The organism is Hydrocarboniphaga sp. (assembly GCF_965279055.1).
Classification (GTDB): domain Bacteria; phylum Pseudomonadota; class Gammaproteobacteria; order Nevskiales; family Nevskiaceae; genus Hydrocarboniphaga.
Map to the genome: position 1 here is coordinate 67,535 of NZ_OZ257125.1, position 21,324 is coordinate 88,858.

The window sequence follows — 21,324 nt, forward strand, 5'->3', positions numbered from 1 at the left end:
GCATCAGCGCTCGGCGTGCTGTTTCAGCGCGGCCAGCACCTCGCCGAAATCCTCGGTCGCCGCTGCGCCGAGATCGGCCGCGAACGGCCCGCAGACTTCGGTGCGGAACACCACGCGTGTGCGCCGTGCGTCCAGCGGTTCGATCAGGTGATGCACGCGCAGGCGCGTGCCGTGCAGCACGGTCTCGTCGGTGAAGCCCTGGTTCTCGCGTACCTCGAGCAGGCGGCTGGCGAACGGGTCTTCGCCGGGCGGCTGAATTACCAGGCAGCTGCCGCCGGCAAAGACGCCGTGCAGCTCGATGCGCTCGATGCCGGCGTTCCACTGCGGCCAGCCGGCGACGTCGACGAACAGCTGCCAGATCCGCTGCGGCATCGCGTGGATGTCGATGCGGCGCTCGTCACGCCAAGTCGGCGTCGGCGCATTCATCAGCGCACGCTGCGGGTGTCGAACAGCGGGTTTTCGATGAGGCTCAGGCGGTTGCCGAAAGGATCGAGCACCGAGCCGACCTTGATGCCGTCGCCGACGTCGTGCGGCGGCTCCAGGTCCCTGGCACCCAGCTCCAGCAGCCGCGCGTATTCGGCCTCGGCGTTGTCGACGCCCCAGAACGCCTGAGCGCCGTCGGCGCCGGGGATCGCGTCCGGCAGCAGGCCGAGCTCGAAGCCGCCGACCGCGAAGCCGACGTAGTAGGGTTGGTCGTAATAAGGCGGGACGCCGAACACTTTCGTGTACCAGGCCTTGGCGGCGGCAAGATCGGGCGCGGGGTAGATGGCGGTTCGCAGGCCGAGGATCATGGGCAGCTCCATTGCAGTTGGCGGTGCAGTGTCGGCCCGCGCTGCTGACAGGCTGATGTCAGTAGAGGCCTCGGGCGTGTACAGAGGTGCGCCTTTGTAGGAGCGGACCCTGTCCGCGACTCAAGGCCTGCGAGTCACAACCAACCCCGCTCCGCAAACGACACCGGCGCCGCCTCGCCGACGACGAAGTGATCCAGCACGCGCACGTCGATCAGCCGCAGCGCCTGCGTCAGCCGCTCGGTCAGCAGGCGGTCCGAGGCCGACGGCTCGGCCACACCGCTGGGATGGTTGTGCGCAAAGATCACCGCCGAGGCCGCGCATTTCAGCGCCGCCTTGACCACCTCGCGCGGATACACCGCGGCGCTGTCCAGCGTTCCGACCGACAGCTCTTCATAAGCCAGCAGCCGGTGCTGCGTATCCAGGAACAGCGCCGCGAACACTTCGCGGTCGAGGTCGCGCAGCCGCGTCTGCAGGAAGCGGCGCACGGTCTTGGGGTCGTTCAGCGCCTCGCGCTGGCGGATTTCCTCGCCCAGGTGGCGCCGGCCCATTTCGAGCACCGCCTGCAGCTGCGCGTACTTGGCGTCGCCCAGGCCCTTGGCGGCGCAGAACTGCGCGCGATCCGCGGCCAGCAGCCCGCGCAGGCCGTCGAAACGCGTCAGCAGCCCGCGCGCCAGATCGACCGCGCTTTTACCGGCCATGCCGGTGCGCAGGAAGATCGCCAGCAGTTCGGCATCGCTCAGCGCCGCCGCGCCGCGCTCCAGCAGTTTCTCGCGCGGGCGCTCGCCCGCCGGCCAGTCGCGGATGCTCATCGTCGTTGCCGCCTCGTCAAAGATTCCCCAGAGCGGAATTTATAAGTGCGCAAAACGCTAGAATCCGCGCCATGTCACAGAGAGCCAACATTCCCTCGCTGCATGGCCGCCGGATTCTGCTCGGCGTCACCGGCGGCATCGCGGCCTACAAGGCGGCGGATCTGACGCGCCGGCTGATCGAAGCCGGCGCCGACGTGCAAGTGGTGATGACCGACTCGGCGCTGCATTTCGTCGGTGCGCCGACCTTCCAGGCGCTGTCCGGCAAGCCGGTGCGCTCGTCGCTGTGGGACGCGGCCGCCGAGGCGGCGATGGGGCATATCGAGCTGGCACGCTGGCCGGATCTGATCCTGATCGCGCCGGCCACGGCCAACTTCATCGCCAAGCTGGTGCACGGCGCGGCCGACGATCTGCTGTCGACCCTGTGCCTGGCGACCGACAAGCCGATCGCGGTCGCCCCCGCGATGAACCGGCTGATGTGGGCGAACGCGGCGACGCAGGCCAATGTCGCGACGCTGAGCTCGCGCGGCATCCAGGTGCTCGGCCCCGGTGCCGGCTTTCAGGCCTGCGGCGAAGTCGGCGAAGGCCGCATGCGCGAGCCGCTCGACATTCGCGCCAACGTCGCGGACCTGCTGTCGTCCGGCCCGCTCAAGGGCCTGCATGCGGTGGTCACCGCCGGCCCGACGCGCGAGCCGCTGGACCCGGTGCGCTTCCTCAGCAACCGCAGCTCCGGCAAGCAGGGCTACGCGGTCGCCGAGGCGCTGCGCGACCAGGGCGCACGAGTCACGCTGATCTCCGGGCCGACCAACCTGGCGACTCCGACCGGCGTCAGCCGCATCGACATCGAATCCGCGGCCGACATGCTGCAAGCCGCGCTGGCCGCCAGCGCCGACGCGCAGATCTTCGTCGCCGCGGCCGCGGTCGCGGACTATCGTGCGGCGGCGGTCGCCGAGCAGAAAATCAAGAAAAACGACGCCGAGCTGAGCCTGGCGCTGTCGCGCACCGACGACGTGCTGGCGACCGTGCGCAGAACTTACCAGGACCTGTTCGTGGTCGGCTTCGCCGCCGAAACCGAGAAGCTGGAGGAGCACGCGCGCGGCAAGCTGCAGCGCAAGGGCCTCGACATGATCGCCGCCAACTGGGTCGGCGGCGGCCGCGCGTTCGATGCCGAAGACAACAGCCTGCACGTCTACTGGAATGGCGGCGGCCAGGAGCTGCCGCAGGCTAGCAAGGCGCAGGTCGCGCGCGATCTGGTGAAGCTGATCGCGCAGCAGCGCAGCGTCAAAAAATAAACAAGCGAAACCGAAAACAATAAAATGTCACAGAAGATCCAGCTGAAAATCCTCGATCCGCGCCTGGGCCGCGACTATCCGCTGCCGGGCTACGCCACCGACGGCGCCGCGGGCCTGGATTTGCGCGCGATGTTAGAGGCGCCGCTGGAACTGGCGCCCGGCCAGACCACGCTGATCAAGACCGGCATGGCGATCTACATCGCCGACCCGTCGCTGGCCGCGATCATCCTGCCGCGCTCGGGCCTCGGCCATAAGCACGGCATCGTGCTCGGCAATCTGGTGGGCCTGATCGACTCCGACTACCAGGGCGAGCTGATGGTCAGCTGCTGGAACCGCGGCGATACGAGCTTCAGCATGGCGCCGGGCGAGCGCATCGCGCAGCTGGTGCTGGTGCCGGTGGTGCGCGCCGACTTCGAGATGGTCAGCGAGTTCCAGGCCAGCCAGCGCGGAAGCGGCGGCTTTGGCCACACCGGGCGTCACTGAAGCGCCACGAATTCGTAACGAGCGGGGCATCACTACGTCACAGACTGCCGGCATCCAAAACGCCGCGAGTCCGACATGGGTGTTCCCGAAATCCTCACCGCGCTATACCCCGACAACATCCGCATTCAAATGCCGATCGACCTGAGCAACGCCCAGACCACCGCCCGTGTTTTGACCGAGGCGCTGCCGTACATCCGCCGTTTTTCGGGCAAGACCCTGGTCGTGAAATACGGCGGCAACGCGATGAAGGGCGACGACATGATCGCCTCGTTCGCGCGCGACATCGTGCTGATGAACAAGGTCGGCATGCACCCGATCGTCGTCCACGGCGGCGGCCCGCAGATCGGCGCGCATCTGGACAAGCTGGGCAAGAGCTCGCGCTTCGTCGACGGCATGCGCGTCACCGACGACGAGACCATGGACGTGGTCGAGATGATGCTCGGCGGCCTGGTCAACAAGGCGATCGTGTCCGCGATCAACCAGGCCGGCGGCCAGGCTGTGGGCCTGTCCGGCAAGGACGGCGGCCTGATCCGCGCGAAGAAGCTGGTGGTGCCGGGCGGTGAGGATCTCGGCCAGGTCGGCGACGTCGAGGCGATCGATCCGCGCGTGGTCAAGCATCTGGAGGCCGGCGGCTTCATCCCGGTCATTGCGCCGATCGGTTTCGGCGCGCAGGGCGAGGCTTTCAACATCAACGCCGACCTGGTTGCCGGCAAGCTCGCCTCGGTGCTGCAGGCCGAGAAGCTGATGCTGCTGACGAATATTCCCGGCGTCATGGACAAGGCCGGCAACGTGCTGACCGGCCTGACCGTGCAACAGGTGCAGGGCCTGATCGCCGACGGCACGATCTACGGCGGCATGCTGCCGAAGATCCAGTGCGCACTCGACGCGGTCGCCAGCGGCGTCAAGAGCGCGGTGATCATCGACGGACGCACCGACCACTCGGTGCTGCTGGAGCTGTTCACCAACGAAGGCATCGGCACGCTGATCAGGGGTTGAGCGGCCGGTGTCGCCGCTGCACCTGTAGGAGCGGGCTTGCCCGCGACTGTGCCGTCGCAGCCGCTGTCGCGGGCAAGCCCGCTCCTACAGGTGCAGCTCAGTCTTTCACGCCGTACTGCGCCTGATACGCATTGATCGCCGCGATCGTGCCCGCATCGCCGCCGCTGCTCGTCAGATGCGCCAGCAGGTCGCGCACCGTGACCAGCGGCAGCACCGCGATCCCGGCTTCGGCCGCCAGCTCCTGTACCGCCGAGCGTCCGTTCGGGCCGACTTCCTGCCGATCCAGCGCGGTCATCGCCGCGACCGTGGTCGCGCCGGAATCGCGCAGCAAGGCATGCGACTGGCGCAGCGCGGTGCCGGCGGTGAGCACGTCGTCGACGATGACCACGCGCTTGCCGGCCACCGCCGCGCCGACCAGCACGCCGCCTTCGCCGTGGTCCTTGGCCTCCTTGCGGTTGTAGGCGAACGGCAGGTCGCGGCCGCGCTCGGCCAGCGCGTAGGCGATCGCGGCGACCAGCGGGATGCCCTTGTAGGCCGGGCCGAACAGCAGGTCGAACTCGACGCCGGAGGCGAGCAGCGCATCCGCATAAGCGCCGGCCAGGCGGCGCAGGCCGGCGCCGCTGGCGATCTTGCCGAGGTTGAAGAAGTACGGGCTGATGCGCCCGGACTTGAGCGTGAACGAGCCGAATTTCAGCACCTCGTGTTCGAGGGCGAGTTCGAGAAAGGCGGTCTGGTGCGGTTTCATCTGCAGGGCAATCGTGGCGAGCGTTCCGCCCATTGTATGTTTTGCGGCAAACTCAGCGGATGAAAAAATCATCGCTGCGCATCATCAGCCTGAACTGCAACGGCATCCGCTCGGCCGCCAACAAGGGCATGTTCGACTGGCTGGAGCAACAGAACGCCGACGTGCTGTGCCTGCAGGAGATCAAGGCGCAGCCGGCCGATCTCGAAGGCCTGGACACTTTCGCGCCCAAGGGCTGGCACGCGCATTTCAACAGCGCGCTGCGCAAGGGCTACAGCGGCACCGCGATCTATTCGCGCGCCAAGCCCAATGCGGTGCTGACCAGCTTGGGCGCGACCGAATTCGACGACGAGGGCCGCTACATCGAAACGCGTTTCGGCGACCTGTCGGTGATTTCGCTGTACCTGCCTTCGGGCTCGGCCGGGCCGGAGCGCCAGGAGAGCAAGGATCGCTTCCTCACATTCTTCGAGCCGAAACTGCGCGAGATGATGGGCGAGGGCCGCTCCTACGTGATCTGCGGCGACTGGAACATTGCGCATACGCAGAAGGATCTGAAGAACTGGCGCAGCAACCAGAAGAACTCCGGCTTCCTGCCGCACGAGCGCGCGTGGATGAGCGACGTGCTCGACAACGTCGGCTGGGTCGACGCGTTCCGCGTGCTGCATCCCGAGGCCGAAGGCGAGGGCTACACCTGGTGGTCGAACCGCGGCAATGCGTTCGCCAACAACGTGGGATGGCGCATCGACTACCAGCTGATCACGCCGGACCTGCGCGAGAAACTGCGCAGCGCACACGTGCACAAGACCACTCGTTTTTCCGACCATGCGCCGCTGATCATCGACTATGCCGTCTGACGCGCCAGCGCCGCGCCGCGCCGGTTGGCGCGACGTGGCGCGTGCGCTGAAGCAGGCGCGGGTTCGCGTCACGCTGATGCTCGGCTTTTCATCGGGCCTGCCGTTCATGCTGGTCGGCAACACGCTGGGTTTCTGGTTGCGCGACGACGGCGTCGCTTTGTCGGCGATTGGTGTGCTGTCCGGTGTCGGCCTGGCCTATTCGCTGAAATTCCTGTGGGCACCGCTGATCGACAAGGCCGATGCGCCTCTGTTCGGAGCGTGGCTTGGCCGTCGCCGCGGCTGGATGGCGCTGGCACAACTGGTCGTATTCTGCGGGCTCGCCGCGATGGCGCTGGTCGGCCCCGAGCATGGGCTGACGCGCTTCGGATTGCTGGCGTTGATTGCCGCTTTTGGCAGCGCCACGCAGGACATCGTGATCGATGCCTGGCGTATCGAAAGCGCTGCCAGCGACGACGAACAGGGCTTGCTGACCGCGGCGTTCCAGACGGGTTATCGCGCCGCGCTGCTGATCGCCGATTCGCTGATCCTGATCCTGGCCGGCTTTCTCGGCTGGTCGGCTTCCTATGGCCTGATGGCGGTGCTGATGCTGCTCGGGCTGTATGCGACGCTGCGTGCGATCGAGCCCACCAGCAGCGCGCTCAAGGACCGCGCGCCGACGCTGTGGACCGCGCGCGGCTTGTTCGACGCGATCGCCGGGCCATTCATCGCGTTCTTTCGCGAGCACGGCCGCTGGGCGCTGCTGATGCTGCTCGCGGTCGCGTTGTACCGGTTGCCAGATTTCGCGATGGGGCCGATGGCCAATCCGTTCTACAAGGATCTGGGTTTTGCCAAGGAAGTGGTCGGCGCGGTGCGCAGTTCGATCGGCCTGATCGCGTCGATCGCCGGCATCGCCGCCGGCGGTCTGTGCGCGGTGCGTTTCGGTTTCGTGCCGACGCTGCTGATCGGTGCGGTGGTCGGCCCGGGCTCGAATCTGGCTTTCGCGGCGCTGGCGTATCACGGCGCCGACGTGCCGCTGTTTTCTATCGTGATGGCGATCGACAATTTCTCGACCGGCTTCGCCGGCACCGCGCTGGTCGCGTACATGTCGAGCCTGACCAGCCTGGGCTATACCGCAACCCAGTACGCATTGCTGAGTTCGTTCTATGCACTGCCCGGCAAGCTGGCCAAAGTGGTGTCCGGCGGCATCGTCGAAGCGTTGGAGCCAAGCCGCGGTCTGATGGGCGCGTATGCGCTGTTCTTCACCGGCACCGCGGTGATCGGCATTCCGGCTCTGCTGCTGTGTATGGTGCTGGTACGTCGGCGCGCGGTCGCGCCGACGTCTGCAAGCCTTGCCGAATAGCGCTACTTCTTCGCCGAAAGCGCCTTCACCGCCACCAGCGCCTGCTCCACATTCGCCGCCGGCGCGAGCCCGCCGATCACGTTGGCGACCTTGCCGTCGGGCGTGATCACGAACGTCGTGCGCTCGGCGAAGCCGTGGTTGATCTCGATGCCGCGCGTGTCCTTGATGCCGGCGGCGCCGTCCTTGACGTTGAGCTCGAAGGACTTGGCGATCTTGCCATCGGCGTCGGAGGCGACCGGGAACTTGCCGGCGCAGTATTCCGGGTCTTTCGAGAAATCATTGAGCCGCGCGATGCTGTCCAGCGACACGCCGATGATGGTCGCGCCGGCCGCGGCGAACTGGTCGGCGTTGACCGCGAAGGTATGCGCCTGCACGTTGCAGCCGCCGGTGTAGGCCGAAGGATAGAAGTACACCACGACCGGGCCTTTCTTCAGCGAATCGGCCAGCGAGAAGTCGAAGCTCTTGCCGGCCAGCGAGGCCTGGGCCTTGAAGTTGCCGACGGCGTCGCCTTCCTTGAGCGCGGCGAAGGAGGGCATCGCGAAAGCGGTCGACAGCAAAGCGGCAGCGGCGAACAGGGAGCTTTTCATTTGAGAGTCCGGTGATGATGAAAGCGTAGTGGCGACTGTACCCGTTACGCCGCCGGCGCGCGGCCGAGCTTGAGCAGGATTTCGGAGAAGCGCCGCGCGATGCTGGTCGCGTCCGGCACGTCTCGGGCACGGTGATAGATCGGCAATGACCAGCGCTCGATGTTCTCCGCGCGGCCCTCGAACCTGCCGCCGAGTGCCTTGATCTGCGCGATGAAGCGCTGGTTGTCGCGCAGCACGTCGTAATAGAAACGGCGGATGCCGGCGCGATGCGCCGTCAGATGCAGGCAGGCGTGCAGCAGCAGGCCGGCGCCGCGGCCCTGATATTCCTCGAGCACGGTGATCGCGACGTCGGCGGATTTGCGATCGCCGTTGAGCCGCTGATAACGCGCCACGCCGACGCCGGGCTCCTTGGGCCGCTCGCGGTTCATGCAACCCCAGGCGGCACGGTCGACCTGATCCAGCGTGGTGAACTCGCTGATCTGCTGGTCGCTGAGCTCGCTGACGTCGGCCAGAAACCGCCGCCGTCGCGCCAGCTGCGACATTTGCGCAAAGCCGGCGCGCAGCCGCTGCGCGTCGTCGGCTTGCAGCGGCCTTACCTGCACCGGCGTGCCGTCGTCGAGGCGGAACTTGAATTCGGACCGCAGTCGCGGCGTGCGGAAGGTTTGGAACCACCGCGTCGGCACCAGAATCACAGCTGTCCTTTGCGCCGGGGCGGCGCTTTTGCCCGCCTGCGTTATCGCGAATCGATGTACAGGCGTTTGAAGGCGTCGTCGTCGCCGGCCGACGAGATCGGGTCGATCTCGCGATCCTCGGCATCCAGATCCAGCGCGCCGGAAAAATCCTCGGGCGCGGCGCAGGGCACGGCCTCCAGTTCCGCCCAGGCGTCGAACTCGATCTCTTCGAGCGCGCCGTCGAAGTGCTGTACCAGCACGATTTCGCTGGCGACGTCGACACCGACGATCTCGAACGTATTGCCGGCCGACTGATACCAGTCGCCGGCATTGGGTTCCTTCAGCCATTGCGCCATTTTGCGGCTCCCGTGCGTGCTGTGCTGCTCGAACGATGGCCCTACTTCTACGCCGCAAAGGCGCATGCATCAAGCCGCGGCCGCATCCGTCGATGGCGCCGGAGGCAGCGGCGGCTGCGCGCCGGCGGTGGCGATCGCCTGCGCGCGCCGCGCCAGCAGGCTTTTCAGCGCCGGCATCAGGATCGCCTCCATCGCGGTCTCGATCTGGTCGCCCGGCACCACCAGCGTCTGCGCATTGGATTTGAACGCGCCGGGAATCTGGAATTCGTACAGGTCCAGATCGGCACTGAGCCGCGTGTGCTCGTTGAAATGAATCACCACCAGGCTTTCCTCGTTGCCGGGGATTTCGCGCACGACGAACGGATTGGAGGTATCCACCAGCGGCACGCGCTGAAAGTTGACGTCGGTGCGCGAGAACTGCGGCGCGATGTGGTTCACGTAGTCCGGCATGCGCCGCAGGATGGTGCTGGTGATTTCACTCGGCGTGCTGCCGCGCTCGTCGTTGTCGCGGCGGATTTTCTGTATCCATTCCAGGTTGACGATCGGCACCACGCCGACCAGCAGATCCATGTGCGCGGCGATGTTCGCGTCTTCGCCGACGTAGCCGCCGTGCAGGCCTTCGTAGAACAGCAGGTCGGTGTCCGGCGTGATCGGCATCCACGGCGTGAACGTGCCGACGCTTTGCCGCGCGAGCTTCGCCTCGTCCTCGGTGTGCAGGTAGCGGCGGCTGATGCCGTTGCCGGTCTCGCCGTATTCACGCAGCAAGGTCTCCAGCCGCAGCAGCAGGTTGCCGGCGGGCCCGAGCAGCGAGAAATGCTCGCCGCGGATGCGCGCGCGCGCGATCGCGCGGCGGTTGCCTTCACGGTCGTAGGCGTGGAAGGCATCGCCCTCGACGATCGCCGGCTTGATCGCCAGGCTCGCGCACATCCGCTCGAAGGCACGCAGCGCGGTGCTGGTGCCGGCACCGCTGGAACCGGTGACGCCGATGATGGGATGCCTGGCTGTCATAACGCAGGACCGTCGCTGAGCTGTGAGGATTGCGTGAACATCGCGCCAAAAGCCGAGCAATTCACACGCTCTCGCCCGACCTTGCCGACGTTTCATAGCATGCCGCCGAGCCGGCGGGCTATCGGACTTCAGCTACGGCGCAGTAACAGATCGTAGACGCCGTGGCCTAGGCGTTCGCCGCGGGCTTCAAAGCGGGTTTTCGGCCGGGTTTCAGCGCGCGGCGCATAACCGCCGTCGGGCGCCAGATTGAGCAGCTCCGGCACGCCGCGCACCACCTCGAGCATGTGCCGCGCGTAAGGCTCCCAGTCGGTGGCCATGCGTAGCAGGCCGCCGCTGGCCAGCGCACGCGTCACCAGCGGCATGAAATGCGGCTGCACCAGACGGCGCTTGTTGTGGCGGCTCTTGTGCCAGGGATCGGGGAAATAAATCACGATCTCGCTGAGCGCGCCGGCCGGTATCCAGTCGCGCAGCACTTCCACCGCGTCGTGGCTGGAGACGCGCAGATTGCTCAGCCCGGTTTTCTGCGCATGCATCATCACGCGACCGCAGCCAGGTCGGTGCACTTCGACGCCGATGAAGTCGTGGCCGGGTTCGTTGGCCGCACGCGACAGCAGGTGGTCGCCGTTGCCGAAGCCGATCTCGAACACGCGCGGCGCCTCGCGGCCGAACATCGCGGCCAGGTCCAGCGGCGCGGCCGGTGGGTCGATGCCGAAATGCGGCCACAGATCTTCGAGTGCGGATTTCTGGCCGTCGGTCATGCGGCCTTCGCGGCGCACGTAGGAGCGGATGCGCCGCTGCGGCGCGGCGCTGTCGCCTTCGGCAACGGTGTTTTCTTCCGGGTTTTGCGGCTCAGCCATGCGGGCTCTTCTGCCTCATCCATTGCGCGACGCTCGCCGCGTCGCGGTCGTCGGCAGCGAGCAGGCCGGCGATCACGCCGCGCTGATCATCCGCCGTCTTGTTCTGGCTCATCTTGAATTTGGTCTCTACGCGCGCGACCGGCATGCGGAACGCGACGATGCCGGGCAGCAGCCGTTGCAGCGTCGCCTCGTCGGCCTGCCACTGCGGATCGAAAGCCTGGGTCAGTTTCAGCAGGCTGCTGCGCGCCGCGTCGCGGTCCAGCAGCTGCGGCTGACCGCTGACGTGCACGGTCGCGTAGTTCCAGGTTGGTACGTTGCGCTCGGGTTCGGCGTACCAGCGCGGCGACACGTAGGCATGCGGGCCGTGGAAAATTGCGATCGTCGACGCGATCGTCGTGCCTTGCTCGAAGCGCTGCCAGTGCGGGTTGGCTTTCGCCAGGTGGCCGATCAGCGCATCGCCTTCGAGCAGCAACGGCAGGTGCGAGATCTGCGGTTCGGCGCCGTCGAGCGCGGTGATCAGGGTCGCGAACGGATGCGCCGCGATCAGCGCCTCGGCGGCCGCGCGATCGCTCTGCGCGAAATGCGCGGGAGCGTAAAGGCTCACTGATGCGACAGGCCTTCGAGCGGCGACGAGGCGGAGGCATAGCGCCGGCGCGGCATGCGCCCTGCCAGAAACGCTTCGCGGCCGGCGATGATGCCGTGGCGCATCGCGCTGGCCATCAGCACCGGATCGCGCGCCTCGGCGATCGCGGTGTTCATCAGTACGCCGTGGCAGCCCAGCTCCATCGCGATCGCCGCATCGCTGGCGGTGCCGACGCCGGCGTCGACGATGATCGGCACTTTCGCGTTCTCGACGATGCTCATGATGTTGTAACGGTTCTGGATGCCGAGGCCGGAGCCGATCGGCGCGGCCAGCGGCATCACCGCGACGCAGCCGATTTCTTCCAGGCGCTTGCAGATGATCGGATCGTCGCTGGTGTAGACCATCACGTCGAAGCCGTCCTTGACCAGAATCTTCGCCGCTTCGATCGTCGCCGGCACGTCCGGGTACAGCGTCCTGGCGTCGCCGAGCACTTCGAGCTTGACTAATCTGTGGCCGTCCAGCAGCTCGCGCGCCAGCCGGCAGGTGCGCACCGCGTCCTCGGCGGTGTAGCAGCCCGCCGTGTTCGGCAGCAGCGTGTAGCGCGACGGCGGAATCACGTCGAGCAGGTTGGGTTCGTTCGGGTTCTGGCCGCCCGCATTCTGGAAAAACGGCGTGCGGCGGATCGCCAGCGTCACGATCTGCGCGCCGCTGGCCTCGATCGCCTCGCGCGTCTGCTGCATGTCGGTGTATTTGCCGGTGCCGACCAGCAGGCGCGACGAATACGGGCGACCGGCGATGGTCAGCGCGTCGGGGATGGTCTGTGCATTCATTTGTCTGTCTGCGGCCGCTCAGCCGCCTCCGATGGCCTGCACGATTTCGACGTGGTCGCCGTCGCGCAGCAGGGCGCTCGCAAAGCCCGAGCGCGGAATGATGTCGCCGTTGATTTCGACCGCCAGCCGCTTGCCCGCCAGATGCAGCTGCTGCTCGATCAGCTGCAGCACGCTGCACTCGCCGGGCACGTCGCGAGGCTGGCCGTTGAGCTGAATGATCATGGTCACGGGACGAAGGCAGTGGAGCGGGTGACGGGAATCGAACCCGCGTCAGCGGCTTGGGAAGCCGCAGCTCTACCATTGAGCTACACCCGCGGTGGCGCCATTGTAGCGGCGCGTGGCGAGCGCCGTTAAGCGACAGCGCTGTGGACAAGAAAAAGGCCCGCGTCAGCGGGCCTTTTGTCTGGCTTGAAGCAGCGGCCGAATCAGGTCGTTTCGCTGACCCGGCGCGGGCCGAGGCGGCGCTCGAACGGGGTCGGCGGGCCGAGATCTTCGCGACGGCGGTCGCCGCGCTCGATCTCGCGCCGGTCCAGCCGCGAGAACTGGCGCTTGGGGCGGACCTCGTCGCGCGCGACCAGCCCATACAGAAAGGCAACCACGCACAGCGCGCCGACCGTCATCGTTGCCACGTCGATCAACCAGTTCAACATTGCCGCTCTCCGCCCGTCACGCCGACAGCGTTCAAGCCGCCGGCGCTTTCGATCCGGGCGGGCTTACCGCAGCTGCAGGTCGTTGCCGTCGACCCGAACCGGAGTGCCCACCTGGATGCCCGCCGCGCTGGCAACCTTTACCGTCTGATAACCGCCATTTTCCATGCGCACGCCGACTTCGTAATACGTCGATGCGCGAGCGCTCCTTTCAACCTGATGGCCGGCGACACCGCCGAGCACCGCGCCACCCGCGGTGGCCACATCCTTGCCCTTGCCACCACCGAACTGGTGGCCGATCACGCCACCGAGCACCGCACCGGCGACCGCACCCAGGCCGGTGCCTTCGCCGCGCGCGCGCACTTCGTTGATCGACGCCACCGTGCCGCAGTCGTTGCACACCGCCGCGGCCGGCGGCGGCGTGTACTGCTGCTGCTGTTCGGCGGCGCGCTCCTGGCGCGCGGCGCGCTCGGCCTTGGCGGCACGGGCCTTGGCGGCGTCGAGTTCGGCCTGCTTCTTTGCCGCCTCGTCCTGCGCCGCCGCCAGATCGGCCTGGGCTTTCGCCAGTTCCTCTGCCTGGGTAGCGGCCTGATCCGCCGCTTCTTGAGCTTCCTTGTCCGCCGGCGGTGCGCAGGCGGTGGTCAGCAGGGTCAGCGCAGCCAGCGCAGCGCACAGCGTTTTGTTGTTCATTGCAATCTCTTTGGGAAGCGTTAGAAGCGTGGTGGGAAGGCGACCAAGGCGGGCGGCTTTAGGGGCCCGTCCGCATTAAAAAACAGTTTGTAACGACACGTCGCTATCTTTACCGGGCAGGCTGAATGACACCTGAGTGGAATGTCGCATTTTGCTTGTTTTATTTAATCAAAAATAAGGAATATTTACAACTCTAAATCACAGGCTCCAGTGCTGCTGCAGGAATGCGGCCGTGGCGGCCAGCGCGGTATCGGCCTCCGGCAGCAGCGCCGGCATCGCCTGCCAGACGTGCCAGACGCCGTCCCAGATCTGCAGGTCGACCGCGACGCCGGCTTCGCGGGCACGGGCGGCGAGGCGCCGCGAATCGTCGAACAGGATTTCGTGCGCGGATACCTGGATCAGCAGCGGCGCGATGCCGGCGTAGTCGGCGAACAGCGGCGAGGCCAGCGGCTGGGTCCGGTCGCGGTCACCGAGATACGAAGCAACAAAACGCTCGGCCTCGCGCGGGCTCAGGACCAGTTCGGTCGACACGTTGCCCTTGATGCTGGCGCCGCTGGTGGTCAGGTCTGTCCACGGCGAGTAGGCGACGATGGCGGCCGGTTGCGGCAGGCCGGCATCGCGCGCGGCCAGCGCGCAGGCCAGTGACAGACCGCCGCCGGCGGAGTCGCCGCCGAAGGCGATGTGCTGCGCCGGCACGCCGGACGCCAGCACCGCGCGATACACCGCGAGCGCGTCGTCGAGCCCGGACGGGAACGGATGCTCGGGCGCCAGACGGTACGACGGCAGCAGTACGCGCGCGCCGGTCAAACGCGAGATGCGCGCCGCCATCGAGGTGTACAGCTGCGGTGCGCCGACCGCGTAGCCGCCACCGTGGAAATAGATCAGTGTGCGATCACTGGACGCGCCGGTCGGCGTCACCAGCAGCCCGGGAACGCCGGCCGTGGTCTGCTCGCTGATCTTGCCGCCGCGCGCATGAAACAGCTTCATGCTGGCTGCGGACTTGATCAGCGCGCGGCGCTGCTTGACGTGCGGCATCGGGCTGCTCATGACGCGGCCGATGGTCAGGCGGATCATCGGGCGAAGCAGGCGCGCGCGGATCGACACGGGCTTGGGGTTGGCGTAGGCGGGCATCGGGTTCTGGACGTTCTTATTGAAGACGCGCACCTTGGCGTCAGCCGCCGTGGCTGAACATGGTCGCCGCGCCTGCGCTTCGCGTCGCGGCGGCGAGCGCTGGCCGCCACGCCCGCGGATACGCGACACTGGTAGTGCCCTTTCTGCCGACGCGATGCGCATGCCCCGAGCCGAATCCAGTTTCAGCCTGCAGCGCGGTGCGCCGGCGCCGGACTTCAAGTTGCCGGACGTGGTCAGCGGCGAGCTGCTCGGCCTGCATGCCTGGCGCCAGCAGCGCATCACCGTGATCGCCTTCATCTGCAACCACTGTCCGTACGTGCTGCACGTGCTCGACACGCTGCTGCGCCGCGCGCACGACTATCAGGCCCGCGGCGTCGCCTTCGTCGCGATCAGCAGCAACGACGTCAGCCGCTATCCGCAGGACGCGCCGCCGGCGATGCGCCTGCTGGCGACGTCGCGCGGCTTCGGCTTCCCTTACCTGTACGACGAGAGCCAGCAGGTGGCGCTCGCCTATGGCGCGGCCTGCACGCCGGATTTTTACCTGCTCGCCGCCGACGGCAGCCTGGCCTGGGCCGGGCGCTTCGACGAGTCCACGCCGGGCAATGGCAAGCCGGCGACGGGCGATGATCTGGCGGCCGCACTGGATGCGCTGCTGGAGGGGCGCGACTGCGATCCGCATCCGCTGCCGAGCGTGGGCTGCAGCATCAAGTGGAAGGCTTGAAACGCGGTCTGGCCCCTCGATACGCGGGCTGAAGCCCGCTACTCGGGGCGAACGGAGCTTTTCGCGGCTTGCCGGAAACCCCGTTCGTCCCGAGTAGCCGCGCAGCGGCGTATCGAGGGACCCGCAGCAGAGCCGCCGTGCCGCCCGGCCACATCTGCTCTACAATGCGAACAATTCTCATCTCACTAAACGAGCCCGCTTTCGATGCGGCTGTCCGAACTGTCCCGTGGTGTGTCCGCCGTGATCCTGACCGTCGATGACGTGGCCCAGTCCGACCCGATCGCCGGCCGTCTGCGCGATCTGGGTTTTGTTGCGGGTGAGGCGGTGCGCGTGGTCGCGAACGGGCCTTTCGGCGGCGATCCGATGCTGATCCAGATCGGCTTCACCCAGTTCGCGCTGCGCCGCGCCGAAGCCGCACGCGTGCGGGTCGAGCACAGCGCCTGATGGACGCCGGCTTGCGCATCGCACTGGTCGGCAACCCCAACTGCGGCAAGACCGCGCTGTTCAACCAGCTCACCGGCAGCCGTCAGAAGGTCGCGAACTACGCCGGCGTCACCGTCGAGCGCAAGGAGGGCCGCTACACCGCGGCCAGCGGCAAGCTGGTGCAGGTGCTCGATCTGCCCGGCGCCTACAGCCTCGCCGCGACCAGCCCGGACGAGGCGGTGACGCGCGACGTCTGCCTGGGCCGCTTCACCGGCGAGCAGCGTCCCGACCTGCTGGTCTGCGTGGTCGACGCGACCAACCTGCGCCTGCATCTGCGCTTCGTGCTGGAGCTGCAGGAGCTCGGCCTGCCGATGCTGCTGGCGCTGAACATGGTCGACGCGGCCAAGCGCCGCGGCATCGTCATCGATCGCGCCAGGCTGCAGGACATGCTCGGCGTGACTATCGTCGAGACCGTCGCGGTGAAACGCGGCGGCGCCGCGAATCTTCTGGCGCAGCTCGACAGCGCTTTGCCGGCGCTGCCGCAGCCGACCGTCGAAGGCGCCGACGCGCATGCCAAGGTCGTCAAGCTGCTCGCCGCGACGGTGACGATGCCGCATCGCATCGCCGCGTTCGACGCCGCCGCCGATCGCGTGCTGCTGCACCCGGTGTTCGGCCTGCTGATTCTCAGCGTGGTGATGTTCCTGATGTTCCAGGGAGTGTTCTCCTGGGCCGCGCCGCTGATGGACGGCATCGAGACGATGATGTCGGCGATCGGCGGCTTCATCGGCAGCGCGATGCCCGATGGCCCGCTGCGCAGCCTGATCGTCGACGGCGTCATCGCCGGTGCCGGCAGCGTGCTGGTGTTCCTGCCGCAGATTCTGATCCTGTTTCTTTTCATCCTCGCGCTCGAGGAATCCGGCTACCTGCCGCGCGCCGCGTTCCTGCTCGATCGCATCATGGTCGGCGCCGGCCTGACCGGGCGCTCGTTCATTCCGCTGCTGTCGAGTTTCGCCTGCGCGATTCCCGGCATCATGGCCACGCGCAGCATCCAGGATCCGCGCGAGCGCCTGGCGACGATCATGGTCGCACCGTTGATGACCTGCTCGGCGCGGTTGCCGGTATACGCGCTGCTGATCGGCGCGTTCGTGCCGCGCCGCGACGTGCTCGGCCTGTTCAATCTGCAGGGCATCGTGATGTTCGGCCTGTATGCGCTGGGCATCGTGTCGGCCGCGGTCGTCGCCTACGTGATGAAGTATTTCAAGCGCGATGTCGCCGAGCAGTCGCTGATGATGGAGCTGCCGTCGTATCGCCTGCCGAACCTGCGCGATCTCGCGATCGGCCTGTGGGAACGCGGCTCGATCTTCGTCAAGCGCGTCGGCACGATCATCCTGTCGCTGACCGTGCTGCTGTGGTTTCTGTCGAGCTTTCCGGCGGCGCCGGAGGGCCATGTCGGCGACGCGATCGACTACAGCTACGCCGGCATCATCGGCCACTGGCTGGAATACGTGTTCGCGCCGATCGGCTTCAACTGGCAGATCTGCGTCGCGCTGATTCCCGGCCTGGCGGCGCGCGAAGTCGCGGTGGCTTCGCTGGCCACGGTCTATGCGCTGTCGGCCACTGGCGACGCCGCCGAAGCGGCGCTGTCGCCGATCATCGCCGCGCAATGGAGCCTGCCGACGGCGCTGTCGCTGCTCGCCTGGTACGTGTACGCGCCGCAGTGCATGTCGACGCTGGCGGTGATCCGCCGCGAGACCAACAGCTGGAAAAGCGTCGGCATCGCCGCCGGCTACCTGTTCGCGCTGGCGTATCTGGCCTCACTCATCACGTATCAGGTCGCGAGGGCCTTGAGCTCATGACGATTTCGGTGTTCGTGCAGTACCTGATCATCGGCGCCTGCGTGCTGCTGGCTGGCTTCTACATGCTCGGCCGTTACGCGCCGAAGCTGCTGGCGGTTCCGCGCGCCTGGCTGGCGAAGCAGCTGGCGCAGCGTGGCCACGCGCGCGCCGCGGCGCTGATGCAGCCGGCGGGGAAATCCGGCGGCGGTTGTCATAGCGGCGGCGACGACGCTTGTGGCAGCTGCGGTAGCTGCGGTACGGCTTCTTCCGACAGAAAATCCAACGAACAGCCGTTGATCTTCCATCGCAAGCACTGAAGCGTCGGAATCCCTCTCCCTCCGGGAGAGGGGCAGGGGTGAGGGCGCTGGGGGACACAAACTGGTTTGAGCCTGCAAGGCCCTCACCCGCCCCTGCGGGGCACCCTCTCCCGGAGGGAGAGGGCAACAAGCTTCAGGGTTTCTTGTAACCGTCGCTGAGCGTCCCCAGAAACGCGATCAGATCGTCGATCTCCGCTTCGCTCAGCGCCGGCTTGTCGCCCGGCTTGCGGCCGAACGGCGGGTCCATGTTGATGTTGTCGCGATACCCCGCGGGCAGATCGTCGAACGGCTTGCCGCGTGGATAGAACCTCTGCGGCTGTACGTCGCGCCTGGCGTAAAACTCCACCGCCTCGCGCAGCGTCGAGTACACGCCGTTGTGAAAGAACAGCTTGCGCTGCGCGACATTGCGCAGGCTCGGCGTGCGGAAGCGGCCGCAGTATTCGGCCTTGTCCTTCAGATCGGTGCGCAGCGGGCCGCAGAGGCCTAGATCGTGGAAGCCGGCATCGGCATTCGCCGGAAGCTTCGGATTGCGCGGCACGCCGAGCGCGACGTAACCGAAGTCGGTGAATGCAGGGAAGGCGCCGCCGCGCACGCGGCTCGGGTGGCAGGCGATGCAGTTGCCCTTGTCCTCGGCCTCAAACAGACGCAGCCCACGCGCCTCCTGTTCACCGAGCGCCACTTCGTGGCGCAGAAAGGCGTCGTACTTGCTGTCGTAGGGATAGAACTCCGCCGGGCTCTGCTGGAACACTTCCAGGCTGAGCAAGGCCGCGCGCCAGGCGCGATCGCCGTTGTCGAAAACGTCGTCGCCGAACGCGGCGCGAAACTGCGCGGCATAAGGCGCAGCACGCAGCCTGGCTACGACGGTCGCCGCATCCTTGTTCGCCATCTCCTGCGGCGACAGCAGCGGCAGTATCGCCTGCTCGTGCGCCGACTGTGCGCGGCCGTCCCAGGTGCGGCCGCCGGCCGCGCCCTGGTCGAGGCTGTCGTCGTCGTCTTCCTCGTAATAGTGCTCGGTGAATGGCGGCACGCTTTGCAGGTAACGCAGCGACGGCGCCGCGCGAAAGCCGCTTTGCTGCTGATCGCTGCCACCTGGCTGCACCGGCCGCGAATCCGGTGGGCCATAGGCATGCGCCGGATCGTGGCAGCTGGCGCAGGCGAGTTGGCCAGATGCCGATAGCGAAGTGTCGAAAAACATCCGACGACCCAGCGCGGTCATCGCCGCCACCTGAGGTTGCCGGGAGAATTTCTCGGCATAGAAAGCCTGGCTCGCGGCGCTCGTTTCCGGGGCTTGAGTTGCGGCGGGTGTCGCGGTTTTGTCCGGGCTGCAGCCGGCCAGTGCCAGCAGGATCGCGATCAGGAATCGTTTCATCGTCATCTCTGTAACAAACCGAAGTGACGGTTTTATGTAGCTGGCGTATGCGGCGAAATACGCTGCGAAACAAGCGGAAACAATGCCGGTGGCCGAAAGACACGCAACCGTCATCAAGCATCGAAAAACTGCGCGCCTGTCGCCACCGCAGCTTACGCAGGAAGCCAAGACATGTACCAGCCTCATCTCCGATTGCGCCGGCTCGCGCCCTTGTCGTTGCTGGTCGCCCTCGGCGCCGCCGCGACCCTGGCCGCCTGCAACAACAGTAACGATCACGACAATGCGCCCGACACCGCCGCAGTGACCGCGGCGTTGCAGGCTCAGGTCAAAAACATCGTCGTGATCTACGCGGAAAATCGCAGCTTCGACAATCTCTACGGCACTTTCCCCGGCGCCAACGGCATCCCCGGTGTCAGCAGCAGTGCCAGCGGTACCTATGTCGCGCAGACCGATCGCGATGCCTCGGCCACGTTATTTTCCAAGCTGCCGCAGGTCTGGGGTGGGCTCACTGCCGCCGGCCAGTATCCGGTGGTGTCGCAGGCCGACACGATGAACAAGGTCGACAACAAGCCGTTCATGATCGACGCGACCTATCCGGTCGACGAGTCGGTGGTCACGCGCGACCTGTATCACCGCTTCTTTGAAAACCAGATGCAGATCGATACCACCGGCAAGCGCGACAACAGCAAGTTCGCCGGCTACGCCGACGCCGGCGGCCTGGTGATGGGCTACTACGACGGCAGCCGCATGTCGCTGTGGAGCCTGGCCAAGGATTACGTACTGGCCGACAACTTCTTCCAGGGCGCTTTCGGCGGCTCGTTCCTGAATCACCAGTACCTGATCTGCGCCTGCGCGCCGACGTATCCGAACGCGGATACCGCCGCCGCCAAGCCGACCATCACCGTGCTCGACACCGACGCCAGCGGCGCCTACCTGCCGAAGCTGACGATCAACACCAGTTCGCCGGCCTCGGCGCTGGACGGCCCGCCGGCTTTCGTCACCAGCGGCAACATCGCGCCCAAGGATTACTTCGGCGCCGGCGACGGCTTCCGCGCGGTCAACACGATGCAGCCGGCGTATCAGCCGAGCAGCAATGCGCCGGCCGGCGACGACACGAGCAAGCTCTACGCCGACACCAGCAAGCCGACCACGCTGCCGCCGCAGACCCAGACCACGATCGGCGATCTGCTGAGCGCCAAGGGCGTCAGCTGGGCCTGGTACGCCGGTGCCTGGGATTCGACCGTGGCGACCGCGACCGGCGACCGCGCCACGATCAGCGCCAATCCGCCGAACTTCCAGTTCCATCACCAGCCGTTCAACTACTACGCGAACTTCGATCCGGCGACCCACGCCGCCGAACGTGACGCGCACCTGAAGGACTACAAGGATCTGGTCGCCGACGCCGCGGCCGGCACCTTGCCCGCCGTCACGTTCTACAAGCCGCAGGGCAACCAGAACCAGCACGCCGGTTACGCCAACGTCGCCGATGGCGACGCGCATATCGCCGACCTGGTGCAGCGTCTGCAGGCCAGCCCGCAGTGGGCCAACATGGTGATCGTCATCACCTACGACGAAAACGGCGGCTTCTGGGATCACGTCAGCCCGCCCAAGGGCGACCTGCTCGGCCCGGGCACGCGCCTGCCGGCGCTGATCATCTCGCCGCTGGCGAAGAAGGGCACGGTCGACCACACCCAGTACGACACCGCCTCGATCCTGCGCCTGATCACGCGCCGCTTCGCGCTCGACCCGCTGCCGGGTGTGGCGGCGCGCGATACCGCGCTGGTTGCCGCCGGCGGCCAGGCGATGGGCGATCTGACGCCGGCGCTGAATCTGAAGTAGCGCCGCTCTCCCTCTCCCTTCGGGAGAGGGCCGGGTGAGGGCCTTCCAGCCTGGCGCGGCTCTGCGAGACCCTCACCCGGCGCTGTCGCGCCACCCTCTCCCGGTGGGAGAGGGCTTACAGATGCGATGTGACTCCGAAGCGCCTGGGCGGCGTAGA

26 protein-coding genes and 1 tRNA gene are annotated in these 21,324 nt (G+C 67.0%); 10 read left to right on the top strand and 17 right to left on the bottom strand.

Annotated elements, in window-relative coordinates; translation table 11 throughout:
• Positions 1–3: 3 nt before the first annotated feature.
• From ACQZF9_RS00340 to radC, 3 genes are all read right to left on the bottom strand, one after another.
• The gene (locus ACQZF9_RS00340; protein ID WP_428311294.1) at positions 4–426 is read right to left on the bottom strand and encodes an SRPBCC family protein; all 423 of its coding nucleotides are present in this window, start codon (positions 424–426) and stop codon (positions 4–6) included.
• Positions 426–803: a VOC family protein gene (locus ACQZF9_RS00345; protein WP_428311295.1), complete on the bottom strand. Its 378-nt coding sequence runs from the start codon at positions 801–803 to the stop codon at positions 426–428. Before ACQZF9_RS00345 ends, ACQZF9_RS00340 begins: the two co-directional genes overlap by 1 nt.
• A gap of 122 nt (positions 804–925) precedes the next feature.
• The gene (gene radC, locus ACQZF9_RS00350) at positions 926–1,600 is read right to left on the bottom strand and encodes a RadC family protein (RefSeq protein ID WP_428311296.1); all 675 of its coding nucleotides are present in this window, start codon (positions 1,598–1,600) and stop codon (positions 926–928) included.
• A 71-nt stretch (positions 1,601–1,671) separates the two neighbouring features.
• Between radC and coaBC the strand changes: the two genes are divergently transcribed.
• The 3 genes from coaBC to argB all read left to right on the top strand — a co-directional run bounded on the left by coaBC (position 1,672) and on the right by argB (position 4,368).
• Positions 1,672–2,889: a bifunctional phosphopantothenoylcysteine decarboxylase/phosphopantothenate--cysteine ligase CoaBC gene (gene coaBC, locus ACQZF9_RS00355; RefSeq protein WP_428311297.1), complete on the top strand. Its 1,218-nt coding sequence runs from the start codon at positions 1,672–1,674 to the stop codon at positions 2,887–2,889.
• A 24-nt stretch (positions 2,890–2,913) separates the two neighbouring features.
• Positions 2,914–3,372: a dUTP diphosphatase gene (dut, locus tag ACQZF9_RS00360; RefSeq protein WP_428311298.1), complete on the top strand. Its 459-nt coding sequence runs from the start codon at positions 2,914–2,916 to the stop codon at positions 3,370–3,372.
• A 129-nt stretch (positions 3,373–3,501) separates the two neighbouring features.
• A complete protein-coding gene (argB, locus tag ACQZF9_RS00365; protein WP_428313486.1) occupies positions 3,502–4,368 on the top strand; it encodes an acetylglutamate kinase in 867 nt (288 codons plus the stop codon).
• Between the two features lie 97 nt (positions 4,369–4,465).
• Here the strand turns inward: argB and pyrE are convergent, their stop codons facing one another.
• A complete protein-coding gene (pyrE, locus tag ACQZF9_RS00370) occupies positions 4,466–5,113 on the bottom strand; it encodes an orotate phosphoribosyltransferase (protein WP_428311299.1) in 648 nt (215 codons plus the stop codon).
• A 59-nt stretch (positions 5,114–5,172) separates the two neighbouring features.
• Here pyrE and ACQZF9_RS00375 point away from each other — a divergent pair, with 59 nt between their 5' ends.
• Both ACQZF9_RS00375 and ACQZF9_RS00380 read left to right on the top strand, forming a co-directional pair.
• Positions 5,173–5,964 carry an exodeoxyribonuclease III gene (locus ACQZF9_RS00375; protein ID WP_428311300.1) on the top strand — a complete coding sequence of 264 codons (792 nt, stop codon included), beginning with the start codon at positions 5,173–5,175 and terminating at the stop codon, positions 5,962–5,964.
• On the top strand, positions 5,954–7,303 hold the full coding sequence (locus ACQZF9_RS00380; RefSeq protein WP_428311301.1) for an AmpG family muropeptide MFS transporter: 1,350 nt from the start codon (positions 5,954–5,956) through the stop codon (positions 7,301–7,303). Before ACQZF9_RS00375 ends, ACQZF9_RS00380 begins: the two co-directional genes overlap by 11 nt.
• Before the next feature lie 2 nt (positions 7,304–7,305).
• Here ACQZF9_RS00380 and ACQZF9_RS00385 read toward each other — a convergent pair whose 3' ends face one another.
• The 12 genes from ACQZF9_RS00385 to ACQZF9_RS00440 all read right to left on the bottom strand — a co-directional run bounded on the left by ACQZF9_RS00385 (position 7,306) and on the right by ACQZF9_RS00440 (position 14,696).
• Positions 7,306–7,890, bottom strand: coding sequence for a peroxiredoxin (locus ACQZF9_RS00385; protein ID WP_428311302.1), 585 nt, complete (start codon positions 7,888–7,890; stop codon positions 7,306–7,308).
• A 44-nt stretch (positions 7,891–7,934) separates the two neighbouring features.
• The gene (locus ACQZF9_RS00390) at positions 7,935–8,573 is read right to left on the bottom strand and encodes a GNAT family N-acetyltransferase (protein ID WP_428311303.1); all 639 of its coding nucleotides are present in this window, start codon (positions 8,571–8,573) and stop codon (positions 7,935–7,937) included.
• Positions 8,574–8,623: 50 nt separating this feature from the next.
• On the bottom strand, positions 8,624–8,917 hold the full coding sequence (locus ACQZF9_RS00395) for a DUF6763 family protein (protein WP_428311304.1): 294 nt from the start codon (positions 8,915–8,917) through the stop codon (positions 8,624–8,626).
• A gap of 69 nt (positions 8,918–8,986) precedes the next feature.
• On the bottom strand, positions 8,987–9,925 hold the full coding sequence (locus ACQZF9_RS00400) for a phosphoribulokinase (RefSeq protein WP_428311305.1): 939 nt from the start codon (positions 9,923–9,925) through the stop codon (positions 8,987–8,989).
• Between the two features lie 128 nt (positions 9,926–10,053).
• Positions 10,054–10,782 (bottom strand): tRNA (guanosine(46)-N7)-methyltransferase TrmB, encoded by a 729-nt coding sequence (gene trmB / locus ACQZF9_RS00405; protein ID WP_428311306.1) that lies wholly within the window; start codon positions 10,780–10,782, stop codon positions 10,054–10,056.
• Positions 10,775–11,386 carry an FMN-binding negative transcriptional regulator gene (locus tag ACQZF9_RS00410; RefSeq protein WP_428311307.1) on the bottom strand — a complete coding sequence of 204 codons (612 nt, stop codon included), beginning with the start codon at positions 11,384–11,386 and terminating at the stop codon, positions 10,775–10,777. The genes trmB and ACQZF9_RS00410 overlap by 8 nt, the downstream gene beginning before the upstream one ends.
• Positions 11,383–12,195: a thiazole synthase gene (locus ACQZF9_RS00415; protein WP_428311308.1), complete on the bottom strand. Its 813-nt coding sequence runs from the start codon at positions 12,193–12,195 to the stop codon at positions 11,383–11,385. The genes ACQZF9_RS00410 and ACQZF9_RS00415 overlap by 4 nt, the downstream gene beginning before the upstream one ends.
• Before the next feature lie 18 nt (positions 12,196–12,213).
• A complete protein-coding gene (gene thiS / locus ACQZF9_RS00420; RefSeq protein ID WP_428313487.1) occupies positions 12,214–12,417 on the bottom strand; it encodes a sulfur carrier protein ThiS in 204 nt (67 codons plus the stop codon).
• Between the two features lie 19 nt (positions 12,418–12,436).
• Positions 12,437–12,510, bottom strand: a tRNA-Gly gene (locus tag ACQZF9_RS00425).
• Positions 12,511–12,620: 110 nt separating this feature from the next.
• A complete protein-coding gene (locus ACQZF9_RS00430) occupies positions 12,621–12,845 on the bottom strand; it encodes a hypothetical protein (protein WP_428311309.1) in 225 nt (74 codons plus the stop codon).
• Positions 12,846–12,908: 63 nt separating this feature from the next.
• On the bottom strand, positions 12,909–13,532 hold the full coding sequence (locus ACQZF9_RS00435; protein ID WP_428311310.1) for a glycine zipper 2TM domain-containing protein: 624 nt from the start codon (positions 13,530–13,532) through the stop codon (positions 12,909–12,911).
• Positions 13,533–13,730: 198 nt separating this feature from the next.
• Positions 13,731–14,696: an alpha/beta hydrolase gene (locus ACQZF9_RS00440; protein ID WP_428311311.1), complete on the bottom strand. Its 966-nt coding sequence runs from the start codon at positions 14,694–14,696 to the stop codon at positions 13,731–13,733.
• 127 nt (positions 14,697–14,823) lie between these two features.
• Between ACQZF9_RS00440 and ACQZF9_RS00445 the strand changes: the two genes are divergently transcribed.
• The 4 genes from ACQZF9_RS00445 (at position 14,824) to ACQZF9_RS00460 (ending at position 17,959) form a co-directional block, all read left to right on the top strand.
• On the top strand, positions 14,824–15,384 hold the full coding sequence (locus ACQZF9_RS00445) for a thioredoxin family protein (RefSeq protein ID WP_428313488.1): 561 nt from the start codon (positions 14,824–14,826) through the stop codon (positions 15,382–15,384).
• Positions 15,385–15,588: 204 nt separating this feature from the next.
• Positions 15,589–15,828 (top strand): FeoA family protein, encoded by a 240-nt coding sequence (locus tag ACQZF9_RS00450; RefSeq protein WP_428311312.1) that lies wholly within the window; start codon positions 15,589–15,591, stop codon positions 15,826–15,828.
• Positions 15,828–17,663: a ferrous iron transporter B gene (feoB, locus tag ACQZF9_RS00455; RefSeq protein WP_428311313.1), complete on the top strand. Its 1,836-nt coding sequence runs from the start codon at positions 15,828–15,830 to the stop codon at positions 17,661–17,663. Before ACQZF9_RS00450 ends, feoB begins: the two co-directional genes overlap by 1 nt.
• Positions 17,660–17,959: a DUF6587 family protein gene (locus ACQZF9_RS00460; RefSeq protein ID WP_428311314.1), complete on the top strand. Its 300-nt coding sequence runs from the start codon at positions 17,660–17,662 to the stop codon at positions 17,957–17,959. The genes feoB and ACQZF9_RS00460 overlap by 4 nt, the downstream gene beginning before the upstream one ends.
• 133 nt (positions 17,960–18,092) lie before the next feature.
• Here ACQZF9_RS00460 and ACQZF9_RS00465 read toward each other — a convergent pair whose 3' ends face one another.
• On the bottom strand, positions 18,093–19,328 hold the full coding sequence (locus ACQZF9_RS00465; protein ID WP_428311315.1) for a cytochrome-c peroxidase: 1,236 nt from the start codon (positions 19,326–19,328) through the stop codon (positions 18,093–18,095).
• A 171-nt stretch (positions 19,329–19,499) separates the two neighbouring features.
• On the opposite strand from ACQZF9_RS00465, the gene acpA reads away from it, so the two are divergent.
• The gene (acpA, locus tag ACQZF9_RS00470) at positions 19,500–21,167 is read left to right on the top strand and encodes an acid phosphatase (protein WP_428311316.1); all 1,668 of its coding nucleotides are present in this window, start codon (positions 19,500–19,502) and stop codon (positions 21,165–21,167) included.
• The last annotated feature ends 157 nt before the right edge of the window (positions 21,168–21,324 follow it).